General features: G+C 59.6%; 12 protein-coding genes and 1 tRNA gene. 7 read left to right on the forward strand and 6 right to left on the reverse strand.

Annotation, left to right across the window (positions count from 1 at the left end):
* Positions 1-752: kelch repeat-containing protein (locus tag QZ302_RS04720; RefSeq protein WP_294593054.1), on the reverse strand; the 752-nt coding region annotated here is incomplete at its 3' end.
* Complete coding sequence (locus QZ302_RS04725) at positions 727-1,917, reverse strand: AGE family epimerase/isomerase (protein ID WP_294593057.1); 1,191 nt, start codon at positions 1,915-1,917, stop codon at positions 727-729. The genes QZ302_RS04725 and QZ302_RS04720, both read right to left, overlap by 26 nt.
* 87 nt (positions 1,918-2,004) lie before the next feature.
* On the opposite strand from QZ302_RS04725, the gene QZ302_RS04730 reads away from it, so the two are divergent.
* Complete coding sequence (locus QZ302_RS04730; RefSeq protein ID WP_294593060.1) at positions 2,005-2,151, forward strand: hypothetical protein; 147 nt, start codon at positions 2,005-2,007, stop codon at positions 2,149-2,151.
* Between the two features lie 675 nt (positions 2,152-2,826).
* Here the strand turns inward: QZ302_RS04730 and QZ302_RS04735 are convergent.
* The gene (locus tag QZ302_RS04735; protein WP_294593063.1) at positions 2,827-3,744 is read right to left on the reverse strand and encodes a dihydrodipicolinate synthase family protein; all 918 of its coding nucleotides are present in this window, start codon (positions 3,742-3,744) and stop codon (positions 2,827-2,829) included.
* 140 nt (positions 3,745-3,884) lie between these two features.
* Between QZ302_RS04735 and QZ302_RS04740 the strand changes: the two genes are divergently transcribed.
* The 6 genes from QZ302_RS04740 (at position 3,885) to QZ302_RS04765 (ending at position 11,333) form a co-directional block, all read left to right on the forward strand.
* Positions 3,885-4,712, forward strand: a complete 828-nt coding sequence (locus QZ302_RS04740) for a hypothetical protein (protein WP_294593065.1) — start codon at positions 3,885-3,887, stop codon at positions 4,710-4,712.
* A gap of 1,266 nt (positions 4,713-5,978) precedes the next feature.
* Positions 5,979-6,944 carry a PCMD domain-containing protein gene (locus tag QZ302_RS04745; RefSeq protein WP_294593068.1) on the forward strand — a complete coding sequence of 322 codons (966 nt, stop codon included), beginning with the start codon at positions 5,979-5,981 and terminating at the stop codon, positions 6,942-6,944.
* 38 nt (positions 6,945-6,982) lie between these two features.
* Entirely contained in the window at positions 6,983-8,221 is a 1,239-nt protein-coding gene (locus QZ302_RS04750) for a BamA/TamA family outer membrane protein (RefSeq protein WP_294593070.1), read from the forward strand.
* Positions 8,208-9,977, forward strand: coding sequence for a phosphoethanolamine transferase (locus QZ302_RS04755; protein WP_294593073.1), 1,770 nt, complete (start codon positions 8,208-8,210; stop codon positions 9,975-9,977). Before QZ302_RS04750 ends, QZ302_RS04755 begins: the two co-directional genes overlap by 14 nt.
* Before the next feature lie 375 nt (positions 9,978-10,352).
* Positions 10,353-10,511 (forward strand): hypothetical protein, encoded by a 159-nt coding sequence (locus QZ302_RS04760; protein WP_294593075.1) that lies wholly within the window; start codon positions 10,353-10,355, stop codon positions 10,509-10,511.
* Positions 10,512-10,988: 477 nt separating this feature from the next.
* Positions 10,989-11,333, forward strand: coding sequence for a hypothetical protein (locus QZ302_RS04765; RefSeq protein WP_294593077.1), 345 nt, complete (start codon positions 10,989-10,991; stop codon positions 11,331-11,333).
* 65 nt (positions 11,334-11,398) lie between these two features.
* Here QZ302_RS04765 and QZ302_RS04770 read toward each other — a convergent pair.
* The 3 genes from QZ302_RS04770 to QZ302_RS04780 form a co-directional block, all read right to left on the reverse strand.
* Positions 11,399-11,470 (reverse strand) — tRNA-Arg (locus tag QZ302_RS04770).
* A 202-nt stretch (positions 11,471-11,672) separates the two neighbouring features.
* The gene (gene scpA / locus QZ302_RS04775) at positions 11,673-13,829 is read right to left on the reverse strand and encodes a methylmalonyl-CoA mutase (protein WP_294593079.1); all 2,157 of its coding nucleotides are present in this window, start codon (positions 13,827-13,829) and stop codon (positions 11,673-11,675) included.
* 334 nt (positions 13,830-14,163) lie between these two features.
* Positions 14,164-16,062, reverse strand: a complete 1,899-nt coding sequence (locus QZ302_RS04780; protein ID WP_294593080.1) for a methylmalonyl-CoA mutase family protein — start codon at positions 16,060-16,062, stop codon at positions 14,164-14,166.
* Positions 16,063-16,727 lie beyond the last annotated feature (665 nt).

The following is a 16,727-nucleotide window of genomic DNA, read 5'->3' on the forward strand; positions in this document are numbered from 1 at the left end:
CCCGCCCCGCCCGCCGCCAACAGCGGCTCTCCCTCCGCATCCACCGGCCCCGCAACAGTTCGCCACGTTTCAGTAGCCGGATCATAAACATATCCCTCCGAAAAGACCGACTCCACCCCCTCCGGATCATACCCCCCGAAGAGCCACACCCGCCCCACCTGAGCCGCCACCACCGGCTGCACCCGCCGCTCCGCCCCCGGCCACAACGGCCCCGCCTGCCAAGCATTCGACTGAAAATCATAGACGTAGAACGACCGCCCGCCCACCACATAGCACCTCCCTTCCAGGTACACCCCCGCACAGTTGTCCAGCGGTTCCGGCAATGAAGCCAACGTCTTTAACCCGTCGGAAGTCAGCAAATACGCTTCGTTCGTCGACCGCCCCAAGGAGTCCGTCCCTCCCGCACAAAAAATCCCCTCCGGCGTCGAAGCACATGCCCCGTAGGCCAACGCCTGCGGCAACCTCCCGCCCGGCCGCCAAGCCTCCGCCACAGTATCCCAGACATAAATATCGTCATAGTACCGCTTAGTCCCCCCCTCCGCCGCCGGCACCTCCGGAAAATTGCAGCCCCCCGCCACCACAACCCTCCCGTCCGGCAAAGTCCCGATAAACGGCGCCGACACCCCATACCCATAGCTCCCGTCCGAATCTACCGGCAACAACCGCACCCACTCCCCTCCGTCGGAAGAGCCGGCGCACCCCATCGCCGCCAGCCCCAGCAGCAGACTAAGCCAGCAGGTCGAGAATTTCATGACACAACGTATAAGACTGAATCATCATGCGCGGAATGTGGAACGGCCCCTTGAACATATTCCCCTTGGCCGGCTGCGCCACCGTCCCGTCGCGGTGCAGGTAGCCGTACCACTCGCCGAACTGCACGTCCGGAAAGTGTCCGTACGTGTACTCGCTGATCATGCGGTGCATCCGGAGGTACTTCTCGTCCCGCGTCGCCAGGTAGGCATAGAGCGTCGCGATAATCGCCTCCGTCTGGGGCCACCAGAACTTCATATCCTGCGAATAGTCCTGCGCCGGAAAGCCCTTGCAGTCCCGGAAGTTGATAATCCCGCCGTAGGCCTCGTCCCATCCCCACTCCCACGACCAGTCGAGAATCGTGAGCGCCATCTCCGTCAACTCCCTGTCCCACCCCCGGAAGCGCGACTCTTCGAGCAGGAACCACGCCGTCTCAATGCAGTGCCCCGGGTTAATAACCCGCCCGGCCATCGAGTCGAGAAACTCGCCGTTCGGCCCCACCGTCTCCAAGAGAGCCTTGAACTCCGGGTGCATAAAGTCGTTGCGGATTTCGGTAATCGACCGTTCGATCTGCTCCGCCAGCACCGGATCGTCTCCGACCGCCGCCCGTATCCGCGACGCCGTGTTGATCAGGATCATCGTCAGCGAATGCCCCTTCCCCACGAACCCCTCCCGGAACTTCGGCTCCAGAAATCCCGGGATCGAACTCATGTGCAGGATCCGTTTGAACAGGTCGAGCGCCTTTTGTCCATAGGCCTTATCTCCCGACGCAATCGAGTACTCCGACATCGCGATAGCGGCAAAGCACTCCGAAAAGAGGTACCGCCGCTTCCGCACCGGCACCCCTTCCGCGGTCACTTCAAAAAACATATGACCGTCGGTATCGATACAGTATTTTTCAATAAAGTCGATGGTGGATTTCGCCGCCGCGAGCCACTCGGGGTTGCGTTCGATGCGGTTGTAGGCGAAAGCGCACACGAAAGCGAACCGCCCCTGGAACCAGACAGATTTGTCGGTGTCCATCAAAGTTCCGTCGCGATCCAGAGCAGTAAAAATCCCTCCGTTTTTCCTGTCGAGCCCGTTTTCGAGCCAGAAAGGCAGTATATTTTCGGTCAGGTCAGCTTTATACTGCGCCGCCCAGTGCGACAAATAGGTCTGTTTGTCCATGTTGGTTTGTGTGTAGATTCAAACGTTCTGTTTCGTGTTTTAAATGAGCCCGCCCCGGGCTACCGCTACGCGGACTCGGGCGATCCGGTGACCGTCGGCTGCCGGGCTTCACTCTGGATGGCTTCCAGCTACAATACCGACGGCAGACATCTGCATTTCAGTACGACATGGCTTTATCCCAATAGTGCGTATGGTCGTGGTTTCGGTTTTCAGTTGCGTTGCCTCTCGGAATAAACAGGGACGCGCAGCACGCGAATACTAGCCGGTACGTACAACTCCAATGTGGTCGGACGCCCGGGCGGAACGCAACGAACACCGTGAGTTTGCGGGCCTCCCGGTGGGAGGCGTCCGGCCCGCGCGGTTCTTCGAACCGCAACTACAACGCCCCATTCACCGCCCCATTCTGTGGCATTCGTCCTCGGCGCGCCCCCCACGCGCCGCTATAGCGTCGCCCTCGCCGAGGACGGCGATTCTCCGAATCGCGCTATTCGCTCTCGGCCCAAATTCCAGCCCAAAGCTCGACCCAGCGTAGCGCGAAAACCGCAGTCGGTTTTCGCGCCCGAAGAACGAGCACAGCCCAAAACACAGCCCAGTTCTCCGCCCCGTGTCCGCCTCACTGCGGCTCCGCTGTCGCTCCGCCGCATTTTCGAGCGCGGTCTCTGTTCCGCGCGCCGGGGAAATCTTGTCAAAACGTGCTAGCACATTTTGACGATTTCCCTCCTAAGGCGGGGCGCGCGTCGGTTTGAGGGTACTGGCCTCGGGCCGGGCGGGCCCCACTTAGTAAGGCAGAGATAACCCTAACAAAACACCCTATGGGTGCGTGGACGGGAAATGCTCGCGCATTTCCACTGGCAGCCTCTACCCCACAGGATGAAACGACCCTCGGGCCGCGTGTCCCCGCAAACCCCGTCAGAAACGGTTGCAGCGTTCAAAGAAGCCGATCGCCTCCAGCTCCCGCTTCATCGCCGCCTCTTCCTCCGGCGTGATGTTGCGGAACGGCGTCCGGTTCGGACCTAAATCCAGCCCGATGAGCTTCATGATCCGCTTCCCTCCCACGATATTCCCCCGGTAGCGACAAATCACATTAATCACCTCCTGCGAGAAATTCTGCCGTTCGCGCGCCAGCTCCAAGTCCCCCGCCTGCCAAGCCTCCAGAATCCCCACCAGCTCGCGCCCGTTGTAGTTCGTCGTCCCGCCAATCCCCCCTTGCGCCCCCCCCATCGCCAGACACGGCAGAATCGTCTCGTCCTGCCCGTGCAACATGTCGAACTTCCCGCCCTTGTAGAGCCGACACTGATTGTACTCGTACAGGCTCTCATACGTGTACTTGATCCCCGCGAAGTTCGGAATCCGACCGTCCACCGCCGCCAGAAACTCCACCATCGGCAAATACGCCCCATTGAACGCCGGAATGTGGTAGAAATAGAACGGCAACTCCGGCGCGCCCGCCGCAATCTCCTCGCAATATTTCACCAGCTCCTCGACCCGTCCCACTTTCGGAAACGGCGGCGCCATCGCCCCGATCCCCCACGCACCGATCCGCTGCGCATGCTGCGCCAGCCGGAAACTCTGCCGCACACACGTGCTCCCCACATGCACGATCACCTTGAAATCCGCCGGTGCCGCATCCATCCACGCCTCCGCCAGCCGCATCCGCTCCTCCTCCGTCAGCATATACCCCTCGCCCGACGAACCGTTGATAAAGACCCCGCGGAGTCCGTTTTTGGCCAGCATCGCCGCATAAGTCGGAATCGGCTCGAGATTCACATCCCCGTTCGGCCCGAACGGCGTGAACGGCGCATCGATAAGCCCCTTGATTTTTTCCATCTTGTTTCGAATATCGTTGATTGTAAGAAATGATTGCCCATTCGCCCCGCCGCACTCTCCAAAGATACCCAAAAAGCAAAATCCTCCAACACCCTTCCGCAGAAAAAAGTTATATTTGACAAAAAGAACCTCTTCATCCCATGAATCGACATTTCTTCCCCCGCCTTTCCGCCGTCGGCCTCTGCTGTCTGCTGAGCAGCCTCTTTCGTCCCGCTGCCGCACAGGAGAAAGAGACCGTCCTGATCGACCGTTTCGACCACACGCGAGACGTCCCCGTCCCCTACGTGGAGAGCCTGCGCGAGCAGGTCGGCCGCGCTTTCACCGACCGGGGCCGGCATCAGGTGATCGACGCCCAGACCCTCCCGTCCCTATCCGCATCCCGCAGCACCGCCGACCGCGAGATTCTCCTCCGGACGACCGGCGCCCGGTACGTGATTTCGGGTCAGGTGAGCGACTACCTCTTCCGTCGCGAGATCGTCGGTGACAAACCCCGGTTTACCACCGCCATGCGGCTGGTTCTCACCGGTTACGACCTCCGGAACGACCGGGAAATCGCTCCCGAAGAGTTCCGCCTCTCCGGCTCCGGCGCCACGGCCGAAGAGGCCGACACCCGCGCCTTTGCCAGCCTGCCTTACAGCCTCCTCTTCTATATCGACCGCCGTTTCCGGTTCGAGACCCGCATCCTGCGCCTCGCTCCCACCGACGCCAAAGGACGGCTGAAAGAGCTCTACATCCATAGCGGGCATTCGATCGGCGTCCAGCGCAAAGACCTTTTCCTCGTCTACCGCGAGACCGACATGGGCGAAGGAGCCATCGCCCGCGAACAGATCGGCAAACTGCGCGTCAAAGAGGTCATGGGCGACGAAGTGACCAAATGCACCATCGTACGGGGCAGCGACGAAATCGCCTCCTCCTTTGCGACCGGCGAAACCCTGATTGTCGTCAGCGACAGCGAATCCCTTTTCTGACCCTCCCCCACACATCAGAGACCGCATCATCCAGCCGCCCTCCGCGACAACACCATTTCGGGCGCACCAGATCCCCGGAACACCGCGAAATGTCGTATCTTTGTACTCGGAAAAAATTAGAAGCTCGAACAGGCGCGTCCCGCACGCCCTGTCCGAGCGGAACATAATAAAGAAGCGTTCCAAACTTACTTCCCCTCGTTCAGGAATCTGGAAAATTCAATGTGGCAAGGAGGGAAGTAACGTAGGCGCTCACGTCTTGTATCTGTTTCAAGAACCCGGCACACGCATACTTGCGCACCGCGTTTTTTCGTCTATCGATATGGGCGTGGGCTGTCTGCGTTTACTCACTTGCACGGGCATTCCAGAACCTCCTGAACATGGGTAAACGAATCGGGCAGCCTCACGCTTTTTTCATTCCCCAACGACCATACGGGCCGCCAGGTGAGGCGGAGGCTCGGCCAACGAACCCACGACCATGACCAAAATGTCTCGTGCCCGGGAAAGAAAAAAGGGCTGCCTCTTCACAGCCCTTGTCCTCCTGTTGCTCATCGCGCTGATGCTCGCCGCCGGATACCGTTGAGGCAAACATAAAAATCCAATTATTTCGGACACTTGATTCATTGTGCTGGAGGGTACTGTTCTTTTTGTTCACAAAAAGAACCAGAAAACCGACACTGCCAGCGAGAGCAATGCAAACATAGTTTGCAAATTGCCGAGCAGCGAGGAGGAAGGCGAAGCCAAACTTCAGAGCGCATCCCTGCGGGATGCTCTGGCCGTGTCTGCCCGATTGGTTGGGCTGGGTTTTCTCGGCGGGGCGCCTATAATGCAAGTATTACCCCAATGCGCCCACGCCGGAAAACCACAGCCCAACGAAACAAGGCGGAGAGAACACGTGGTCGTCCCTCCGGGACGACCTCTGCAAAAGTTCTTTGGGTACCTTTCTTTCAAGAAAGGTACGGTTCCAGCCGGGGCAAAGAAAAAAGTTCAGGAAACGAGATATTTTAGATTTTTTCGAAAGCGCCGGAATACATGAAAAAATCAGGTATTCCGGCATTTTTATCGAGCCCCCGACAAGAGAATCACCCCAGGACTGGGAAAAACGGAACTAAATTTGTTTAGTTTGACCTCAAAACCGGAGACATACACAGCGGTTTAGTAATAATACCCTAACTTCGTGGAATTACTACCGCCCGAAAACGGGACGACAACCCGCCGCCCACGTCGCCGGCCACCAGCAAGAAAAAAGAGAAGAAAGGGAGGTAAGTTATGAAAAGCATCCTGACACCCCTGTTCGCCGCCTGCCTGGCAGGCCTCGGCACCCTGTCGGCCTCGGGTCAGAAAACATCCGGTATCGCCTTCGGCAGTTTCAACCAATGGGTCGTGCGCGAAGTGAAAGAATCGGGCGTGATCGGCGGCGAAGTCCGCTACATATACGAGATCGGCCCCACCGACACCCTGCGCGGCGACCAGCCCTACCACCGCAACTCCCACTCGCCGTGGGGCACCTCGAACGTGCTCGCCAAAGTGAGCGGCATCACCAAATGCAGCGTCACCGTCTTCCCCGAAGCCCGCGGAAACGGTCGGTGCGCCCGGCTCGACACCCGACTCGAAACCGTCAAAGTGATGGGCATGATCAACATCACTGTCCTCGCCTCCGGCAGCATCTTCCTCGGCGACGTGATCGAACCCATCAAAGACACCAAAAACCCGATGGCCAAACTGAACCAAGGCGTCCCCTTCACTGAACGGCCCAAAGCCCTCGTGATGGACTATAAATTCCACACCGACGGCTCCCCGAACCGCATCAAAGCCACCGGCTTCAGCGCCCAACACTCCGTTCCCGGCAAAGACCACGCCGATGCCATCCTGCTGCTCCAGGTACGGTGGGAAGACGCCGAAGGGAACGTCTACGCCAAACGCGTCGGCACCCTCAACGAACAGTTCGGGCAGAACACCCCCGCCTGGGTGAACGGCCACACGATGCCCATCCTCTACGGCGACATCACCCACAACCCGAAGTTCCGTCCCGAGATGGGCCTCATGTCGGGCGACCGCGCCTACTGGTGCCGGAACAGCAAAGGCCGGATGGTGCCGATCCAGGAGACCGGCTGGGCCGCCCCCGACGAAAAACCGACCCACATGATCCTCCAGATCTCGTCCAGCTACGGCGGCGCCTACGTGGGAACACCCGGCAACAGCCTCTGGGTGGACAACATTAAACTCGCCTACTAACCCTGTCAGCAGAGACCCGACCCGCATTCGATCGATCCATGTTTCACCCTCGTCCGCATATCCGACCGCGCGCTCGTTACCTTATCGCGCCGCTCGTCCTGTGGGGCCTGTTTTCAGCAGGCCCCCTGCGGGCGCAGAGCGAACCGGCCCCGCCCCTCCGCGACACCCTCGCCGCCTCCGCAGCCGACACCACCCTCGTCGTCGCCCCGGACAGCGTCGCCGCCCGGCCCACCGGATGGGAACGCTTCAAACGCTTCTTCACCGAATCCAATCAGGTGAAAAAACAGAAGAAATTCGACTTCAGCGTGATCGGCGGCCCGTTTTACTCCAACGACGTACAGCTCGGACTCGGCATCGTCGCCTCGGGCCTCTACCGGATGGATCGCCGCGACACCCTGACCCAGCCGTCCAACGTCTCGCTCTTCGGTTCGGTAGCCACCTCCGGCTTCTACATCATCGGCATCCAGGGCTCCAACCTCTTCCCTCGGGATCGGTACCGGCTCAACTACACCCTCTACACCCTCTCGTTCCCGAGCTACTTCTGGGGCATCGGCTACGACATGGCCTCCGACAAAGCCAACAAGAGCAAATACACCCAGAAACAGAACCAACTGAAGGTCGACTTTCAGTTCCGCATCGCCGACCACCTCTATCTGGGGCCGACCGCCAGCATCAACCACGTGGACGGCCTGCGGCTCGAACAGCCCCGACTATTAGCGGGCCAAAGCCCCTACGTCACCAGCATCGGCGTCGGTTTCGTGCTGAACTACGACACCCGCGACGTCATGACCAACGCCTACGAAGGCTGGTACATCGGTCTGGAACAGTACGCCAATCCGAAATGGCTCGGCAACAGCGGCACCTACGGCCGCACCGACCTGATCGTGGACTACTACCAGCGGCTCTGGAAAGGCGCCGTGCTGGCCTTCGACCTCCACACCCAGCACAACTACGGCGACGTGCCGTGGACCATGATGGCCAAAATGGGCGGTTCGTACCGCATGCGGGGCTACTACGACGGCCAGTACCGCGACCGGAACCTGACCGAGATACAGATCGAACTGCGCCAGCACATCTACAACCGCCACGGAGTGGCCGTATGGGTCGGCGCCGGGAACGTATACAAGAATTTCAAAACCTTCCGCTGGAGCCACACCCTGCCCAACTACGGGATCGGCTACCGGTGGGAATTCAAAAACCGGGTGAACGTCCGCCTCGACTACGGCTTCGGCAAAGGCCAGAGCGGGTTCCTCTTCCAGATCAATGAAGCATTTTAGAGACCTCATACAACGCCTCCGGGCTCGCTTCGCCGACCAGCGCACCTATTACTGGGTGTTCCTCGGCGTGCTGCTCGTTCCGAACCTCTTTTTGTGCTGCACCGAGCCAATCGTCTGGCCCGGCAAAGTCGCCCTGATGCTCCTTCCGGGTGCCGTCTGGATGGCCCTGCTGACCGTGGCCCCCAAACCCGGCGCACCGTTCTGGTGCACCCTTCCGCTGCTCGTCCTCGGCGCGTTCCAACTCGTACTGCTCTATCTGTTCGGCAACTCGATCATCGCCGTGGACATGTTCCTCAACGTCGCGACCACCAACTCCGGCGAAGCGCTCGAACTGTTGGGCAAACTGGAACCGGCCATCGTCGGCGTACTCCTGCTCTACATCCCTGCTCTGGTGCTGGCCACCCTGTCGATCCGCCTCCCCGCCCGGCTTTCGGCCACCTTTCGGAGACGGAACGCCGTTCGCTCCGGCATCCTCCTTCTGGTCGGCATCGGCGCCATGGTCGGAGCCCGGTTACAGGATCCGGAATATCGGGCGAAACTCGACATCTGGCCCCTCAACATCGGATATAATATGGGTCTGGCCGTCGAACGGTGGCAGAAAAGCGATCGCTACCCCCTCACCTCGGCCGACTTCTGCTTCGGAGCAGTTTCGGAACGGCCGGACAGCATCCGGGAGGTCTACGTGCTGGTGATCGGCGAGACCTCGCGGGCGCTCAACTGGCAGCTGTACGGCTATCCGCGCGAGACGAACCCCCGCCTCTCCGAACAAGAGGGGCTGATCTGCTTCCGCGACGTGCTGACTCAGGCGAACGCCACGCATAAGAGCGTTCCGATCATGCTGTGCAGCGCCTCGGCCGAGAACTACGGCACCCTCTATACCCGCAAGAGTATCCTGAGCGCCTTTCGCGAAGCGGGTTTCCGCACCGCCTTCTTCTCGAACCAGTCCGAGAACCACTCCTTCATCGACTTTTTCGGCGCCGAAGCCGACACCACGCTCTTTCTGAAATCCGCCGCCCAGGCGCGCGGCGAGGCATATAACCCCTACGACGACCTGCTGTTGCAGAACGTGAGCGGCCTGCTGGCCGACACATCGTTTCGGAAGACCTTCCTCGTGTTGCACACCTACGGTTCGCATTTCGACTATCAGGAGCGCTATCCGGCCGATTCGGCCTACTTCCTGCCGGCCTCCTACGACGATGTGCGCCCCGATCATCGCGAGGTGCTGCTCAACGCCTACGACAACTCGATCCGGGCGACCGACCAGTTGCTCTCCGACCTGATCTCCTACCTGCGCGCCTTGCCGAACACCGCTTCAGGGCTGCTCTACGCATCGGATCACGGCGAAGACCTGTACGACGACGCTCGAGGCCTTTTCCTGCACGCCTCGCCGCGACCGACCTATTACCAGCTGCACATCCCTTGCGTGCTTTGGCTCTCACCGACCTACGACTCCGAGTGGCCGGAGAGTCGGCTCGCTGCGGAGTCTCATCGCGACAAGCCGATGACGACAAACGTGATTTTCCACACGTTGCTTTCGATGGGCGGCATCGAAACGCCCCAGCGGAACGACTCGCTGGCCGTGACCTCTCCTCGTTTCACGGTCACTCCGCGGCACTACCTGAACGACCACAACAAGCCTCGTACGCTGGATCGGATCGGGCTCGGCGCAGAGGACATCGCGATGTTCCGCCGAATGGGCCTGGCGTTTCCTGCCGAACGGGTGAGGGATCGACTTTCAGCAGCGGGTTTAGAGTAATCTCGGCCTGCTTTCGTGTGTCGAGCGTCCCGCCCCGGGCTTCCGCGACGCAGGAAATAACGGACAGCCGGGCACACTGTTCTCCGTCGGCAACGGCGGGTACTGCTGGTCAGCTTCAGGTGACGGCACAAGCGAGCAGTACCGTGGCATATGCCTGGATTTTTATTCGCGAGACTTCAGTTCCAGCAGTTCGTATGGCCGCGCCATCGGCTTTCGGTTGCGTTGCCTCTCGGAATAAACGGGGCTGAGGGCTTTCGCCGGAACCGATTGGGGACTTAGAACCCGGGCTTATATTCGTTTCCTTAATTCTGATTTTGGAGGTGCTGAACCGCACTGGGCGCCCCGGGCTTCCGCGACTCGGGTAGTAACGGACGTTTGGGAGCCCCGGGCAATATCGGTCGGGAAGGAAACAGCTGGTCTGCTGTCATTAACAACACGAATGCCATCTATTTTCTCTTCGACATGCAACGTCTGCATTACAGCCGTACAGACAATCGCGGCCACGGTTTTCAGTTGCGTTGCCTCTCGGAATAAACGGTGCCGCTCGGCACTCGAATACTGGCCGCCTCGGCTAAATAATCGGCAGCCTCTACCCTATTTGTGCTCCTGCGGTTCGAAGAACCGCGCGGGCCGAAGCCTCCCCCTGCGGAGGCCCGCAACTAACGTTGCTCTGGGCCCCGCAGGCTTCGACCCGCTAAAACACTTTCCCCATTCACCGCCCAAATCTTTCAAGTTCGGCTTGTCCCCCATTTCTGTCGGGTTCGGGCTGCGCGCTCCGGGGTGGGCCGAAGGCCCAGCGCGCAGGCCCAGCGACCCTAAAGGGTCGCAAGTGTTCAGCCTAACTCACCACCAACCCACCACCCAAATCTCTTGGGTTCGGCCTGTCGCCCATCCCCCGAGGCGCTCCTCGCCTGGGCGAACAGGCCGGCGATTCTGCGAATCGCGCTACTCGCTCTCGGCCCAAATTCCAGCCCAAAGCGCGACCCAAAGCTCGCTCCAGTTCTCCGCCCCGTGTCGGCCTCACTGCGGCTCCGCTTTCGCTCCGCCGCGTCTTCGCGCGCCGGGAAATCTTGTCCAAACGCGGACGCGCATTTTGACGATTTCCCTCTTCAGGCGTGGCGCGCGATCTGGGCACTGCCCCGGCTGGAACTGTTCTTTTTAACTTTGCTGCGCTCGTTTTCCTTCTCGCCGTTCGGCAATTTGCAAACTGCGTTTGCATTGCACTCGCCGGCAGCGTCGGTTGTGAGCAAAAAGAACAAAAAAACTTTCGACGGATGCTTACGCATCCTAAAGCTGTCGACGGCCCAATCTTCGTTCGCGCGCCCAAATCTCAAATTCGCCCTGTCCACCAACTGATCTCACCCAAACAATAAAAAAGTTCCGCCTCTCGATTACGAGAGGCGGAACTTCCTGTGAATGCGTGACCCCGACGGGATTCGAACCCATATCGTCAGAACCGGAATCTGATATTCTATCCATTGAACTACGGAGCCGAGCCTAATGCGTTTACAGAAACGCCCGAGCGTCCCGGCGACGCGCATTCCGGATGCAAAGATACACTTTTCTTTTCCTTTTCCAAAAAACCTTTTGCTTCCGGAGACAAAAAAGCACCCCGCCAAACAGGAATCGGGTGCGAATCTCCCCGCAGAGAGACCGCACCCGACCCGTCTTACAGAGCTCCAAAAGCTCAGGCCGCTAATCTTCCAGCAAGATTTCGAGAATCTTGATCGCCGCATCCGTCACCGGCGTCCCCGGCCCGAAAATCGCAGCAGCACCGTTCTGGTAGAGGTAGTCGTAATCCTGATGCGGAATCACCCCGCCCACGATCACCACGATATCCTCCCGTCCCAGCTTTTTGAGTTCGGCCACAATCTGCGGCACCAGCGTTTTGTGCCCCGCCGCCAGCGACGAAACGCCGACCACGTGAACATCGTTTTCGACCGCCTGTTTGGCCGCCTCTTCCGGCGTCTGGAACAACGGCCCCATATCCACGTCGAAGCCGATATCCGCATACCCCGTCGTCACCACCTTCGCTCCCCGGTCGTGGCCGTCCTGCCCCAGTTTGGCGATCATAATCCGAGGCTGACGCCCCTCCTGTTTTGCAAATCGTTCGCACAGCTCCTTGGCCTTTGCGAACTTGTCGTCGTCTTTCACTTCTGCCGAATAAACACCTGAAATAGAGCGGATCACCGCATTGTAGCGTCCCACGACCGCCTCGCAGGCATCTGAGATTTCGCCCAGCGACGCCCGCACCTTGGCCGCTTCGATCGCCAGTTCGAGCAGGTTCCCCTGCTTCGTCCGCACACACTCCGTAATCGCCGCCAGCGCACGATCCACCGCCGCCTGATCGCGATTGGCGCGCAGCTCCTGCAACCGTTTTACCTGCGACTCGCGCACCGCCGTGTTGTCCACCGCCAGGATGTCGATCGGGTCTTCCTTTTCCAAGCGATACTTGTTCAGCCCCACAATGGTCTGCTCGCCCGAGTCGATCCGAGCCTGCGTCCGTGCCGCCGCCTCTTCGATCCGCATCTTCGGCACGCCGGTTTCGATCGCCTTGGCCATCCCGCCGAGCGACTCGACCTCCTCGATCAACGCCCACGCCTTGTTCATAATCTGATTCGTCAAGGCCTCCACGTAGTACGAACCGGCCCACGGATCGACACTCCGGCAGACATTGGTCTCCTCCTGAATGTAAATCTGCGTATTCCGCGCAATCCGCGCAGAGAAGTCCGTCGGCAGCGCGATCGCCTCGTCGAGCGCATTGGTGTGCAGCGACTGGGTATGCCCCAACGCCGCCGCCATCGCCTCGATCGCCGTCCGGGCCACGTTGTTGAACGGATCCTGTTCCGTCAATGACCATCCAGAGGTCTGCGAGTGGGTACGCAACGCCAGCGACTTCGGATTTTTCGGATTGAACCGGCTCACGATCTTGGCCCACAGCATCCGCGCGGCGCGCATCTTGGCGATCTCCATGAAGTGGTTCATCCCGATGGCCCAGAAGAACGACAACCGCGGCGCGAACGAGTCGATGTCCATCCCGGCATTAACGCCGGTGCGGAGGTATTCCAGCCCGTCGGCCAGCGTATACGCCATCTCGATATCGGCCGTCGCCCCCGCTTCCTGCATATGATATCCCGAGATCGAGATCGAGTTGAACTTCGGCATGTGCTTCGAGGTGTATTCGAAGATATCCGCGATAATGCGCATCGAGAACTCCGGCGGGTAGATATAGGTGTTCCGCACCATGAATTCCTTCAGGATGTCGTTCTGGATCGTCCCGCTGAGCTGGTCGAGGGTGCATCCCTGTTCCAACCCTGCCACGATGTAGAATGCCAAGACCGGCAGCACGGCGCCGTTCATGGTCATGGAAACCGACATTTTGTCGAGCGGAATCCCGTCGAAGAGGACTTTCATATCTTCGACCGAACAAATCGACACACCTGCCTTCCCCACGTCCCCCACCACGCGCGGATGGTCGGCATCGTATCCCCGGTGCGTGGCCAGGTCGAAAGCGACGGAAAGCCCTTTCTGCCCCGCTGCCAGATTCCGTCGATAAAAGGCGTTGGACTCCGCCGCGGTGGAGAACCCGGCGTACTGCCGGATGGTCCACGGCCGCATGACGTACATGGTGGAATAAGGCCCTCGCAAGTAAGGCGCGATCCCTGCGGCGTAATTCAAATGTTCCATCCCGAGGAGGTCGTCGGCGGTGTAAGTCCCTTTGACGGCGATATGTTCGGGGGTCATCCACACGGGCGCCCCGCCGCACTCTTTCTTCGAAGCGCATCCGCAACTGTTGCCGGCTCCGGCCTGGGCTGCCGGGGTGTAATCTATTTCTGAAAATTTAGCTCTCACGTGTTTGTCTTTTTATAAGTTCGTTTATCTGTTCTTTGGCGACAGGAGGGTACTGTTCTTTTTGTGAACAAAAAGAACAAAAAAAACTTCAGAGCGCATCCCTGCGGGATGCTCTGGCCGTGTCTGACCGGTAGGTTGGGCTGGATTTTCGGCGGGCGCGCTAATAATGGGCGAGGATCCCACGCGCGCCGCGCCGGAAAACCACAGCCCAACGAACGAGGCGGAGAGAACCCGTGGTCGTCCCGGTGGGACGACCTCTGCAAAAGTTCTTTGGGTACCTTTCTTTCAAGAAAGGTACGGTTCCGTCCAGCACAAAGAACGAATTAACGAACGATTAAATACCCAATTCGCGTTGATAGTTTTCGAGCGTTTCGAGGACATTGCTCCGGACACTGATGAAGTGCGAGATGCCCGCCGCTTCGAGCTCCGGCTGGCACGCCGGCGCCCCCGCCACCACCACGATCACCCCCGAATTCCGGAACGCCTCGAAGACCTCCGGCGCCAGCGTCGCATAATCGTCGTCCGACGAGCAGACCACCACGATCTGCGCCCCCGACGCCTTCGCCGCCGCAACCCCCTCCGCCACCGTCTGGAAGAACGTATTGTCCATCACCTCGATCCCCGCACAGGCAAAGAAATTGCAGGCGAACTGCGCCCGAGCCCGAGCCATCGCCAAGCTGCCGCACGTCAGCATAAACGCCTTCGGCGTCTTTCCGCTGCGATCCGTGCGGAGCCGCATCGCCTCGAACGCCATCGCCCCGCGATACGGTTTCAGCGGCCGATACTCCGGCTCCCTGTCGCCGTGTTTACAACCGCAATTGCACCGCTTCATCCCCCGGGTCACCGTCTCTTCGGTGATTTCCGCCGGCGCCTTCTCGTTGAAATTCGGATACTGGTTCGTCCCCAGGAGAATTTCGCGCCGCGTAGCGATATTCTGGTCACGTTTGTTGGCAGTGGTTTCGACCTGCTCCTGAACGAGCCCCTTTTCGAACGCAGCGGTGTACCCCCCCAACTCCTCGACCGCGAGGAAGAGCTTCCACGCCTCCTGTGCGATCGACGCCGTGAGCTCCTCTATATAATAAGAGCCCGCCGCCGGGTCCGTCACCTGGTCGAAATGCGACTCCTCTTTCAAGAGGAGCTGCACATTGCGCGCAATCCGCGAGCTGAACTCCTTCGGTTTTTCGTACGCATGATCGAACGGCAAGACCTCGATCGAGTCCACCCCTCCGATCGCCGCGCTCATCGCCTCCGTCGTCCCGCGGAGCATGTTGACATACGGGTCGTAGACCGTCTGGTTCCACGCCGACGTGCGGATATGCGCCCGCAGTTTGGAAGAGCATCCCCGCTTCGGGTTGTACGGTTTCATGATGTTCGCCCACAGCAACCTCGCCGCGCGCAGTTTGGCAATCTCCATAAAGTAGTTCGTCCCCACCGCGAAGTCGAACTTGATGGCCGGCGCCACCCGGTCGACATCCATCCCCCGGTCGGTCATTCGCACCACATACTCGTGCCCCATCGCGAGCGCGAAAGCCAGCTCCTGGACGATCGACGCCCCGCAGTCGTGGAACAGCGTCCCGTGCACCGTGACGAGTCTGATGCGTTTATACTGCGGCGCCTTGTCGAGCAGCTCCTGAATACGTGCGAAGCGTTTGTCCCCGTCCGGCGCGGCACATCCCCAACTGCCCTTTTTCGAGAGCTTCATGAGCGGGTCGATTCCGAAGACGGCAAAGACCTGTTCCGGATCGAGCTTTTCGGCCACGATTTTATCCAAAAACAGCTCCGCCGCCCGATAGACCCCGCAGCCGCCGAACGCGAGTTCGACCGCCGTAATGGAGATTCCGTTCAGCAAAGTGTTGAGATCAGCCGCCGAAAATTCTTTGTTTTTAATGACGAAGCCGAGCGAGTCGACTCCCTTCATCAGCACATCGTGCGCTGCCCGATTGGCCGCCGCCACATCGTCTCCGACCTCAATCGTCTGCCTCACGCGCCAGTCGTTGTCGCCCTTGACTCCCCGGACATACGGAAACTCGCCCGGCCGGGTGCCGAGGTGTTTCAGCTCCGCAAGGTTTTCGGCCCGATAATAAGGTTCCACCGAGAAACCCTCCATCGTGCGCCACACCAGTTTTTTGGTGCGGTCGGCGCCTTTCAGGTCTTTGGCGATGACCTCTTCCCACTCCGCGGTGGTAACGGGAGGGAATTCGGCCATCAGCTGTTTAGCCTTTTCTTCAGCCATGTGTTGTAGTGTATTGGTTTGTTATTCGTCGCGACACCGGGCGCCGGGAGGCAAGCCATGCGGTGTGTGAATCCGCTAACAGGTTCATACAAAGTTAAAAGTTTATTTCCAAAAACCGCTTTCGGGCACAATTTTTCATGCCGAAAAGCATCGGTCGGGAAAAATTTATCAACAATCGATTAAACTTTCGTAGCGCCCTGCGTCTTAATCTCGTGCGCCGGCGGAAAGCGACCCGGGCAGGGCGACAGAAGAACAGGGGTAGAGGCTGGTAGTGGAAATGCGCAGCATTTCCCGTCCACGCACCCATAGGGTATTTTGTTAGGGTTATCTCTGCCTTACTAAGTGGGGCCCGGACGGCCCGAGGCCAGTACCCTCAAACCGACGCGCGCCCCGCCTTAGGAGGGAAATCGTCAAAATGTGCTAGCACGTTTTGACAAGATTTCCCCGGCGCGCACCAAGAATTTGGGTTGAGCAGATTAAGCGATACGCAGTATCGCTCCGTCCCGCCGGGGTCACCCGGACGCCGCCCGCGCAGGGCAGTTTCAGCCGGGTCAATGCCCGTCCGCGCGCCACGCCTTAAGAGGGAAATCGTCAAAATGCGCTGGCGCGTTTTGACAGGATTTCCCAAGGCGCGCGAAAAAAGAGTGGTGCGCAAAAACTCCGTC

The sequence above is a fragment of the uncultured Rikenella sp. genome, from assembly GCF_910579375.1.
Classification (GTDB): domain Bacteria; phylum Bacteroidota; class Bacteroidia; order Bacteroidales; family Rikenellaceae; genus Rikenella.

Bases quoted from the DNA above. Each gene is read 5' to 3' on its own strand.
- QZ302_RS04725 (WP_294593057.1), bottom strand. From the start codon at position 1,917: ATGGACAAACAGACCTATTTGTCGCACTGGGCGGCGCAGTATAAAGCT.
- QZ302_RS04735 (WP_294593063.1), bottom strand. From the start codon at position 3,744: ATGGAAAAAATCAAGGGGCTTATCGATGCGCCGTTCACGCCGTTCGGG.
- QZ302_RS04740 (WP_294593065.1), top strand. From the start codon at position 3,885: ATGAATCGACATTTCTTCCCCCGCCTTTCCGCCGTCGGCCTCTGCTGT.
- QZ302_RS04745 (WP_294593068.1), top strand. From the start codon at position 5,979: ATGAAAAGCATCCTGACACCCCTGTTCGCCGCCTGCCTGGCAGGCCTC.
- QZ302_RS04750 (WP_294593070.1), top strand. From the start codon at position 6,983: ATGTTTCACCCTCGTCCGCATATCCGACCGCGCGCTCGTTACCTTATC.
- QZ302_RS04755 (WP_294593073.1), top strand. From the start codon at position 8,208: ATGAAGCATTTTAGAGACCTCATACAACGCCTCCGGGCTCGCTTCGCC.
- QZ302_RS04780 (WP_294593080.1), bottom strand. From the start codon at position 16,062: ATGGCTGAAGAAAAGGCTAAACAGCTGATGGCCGAATTCCCTCCCGTT.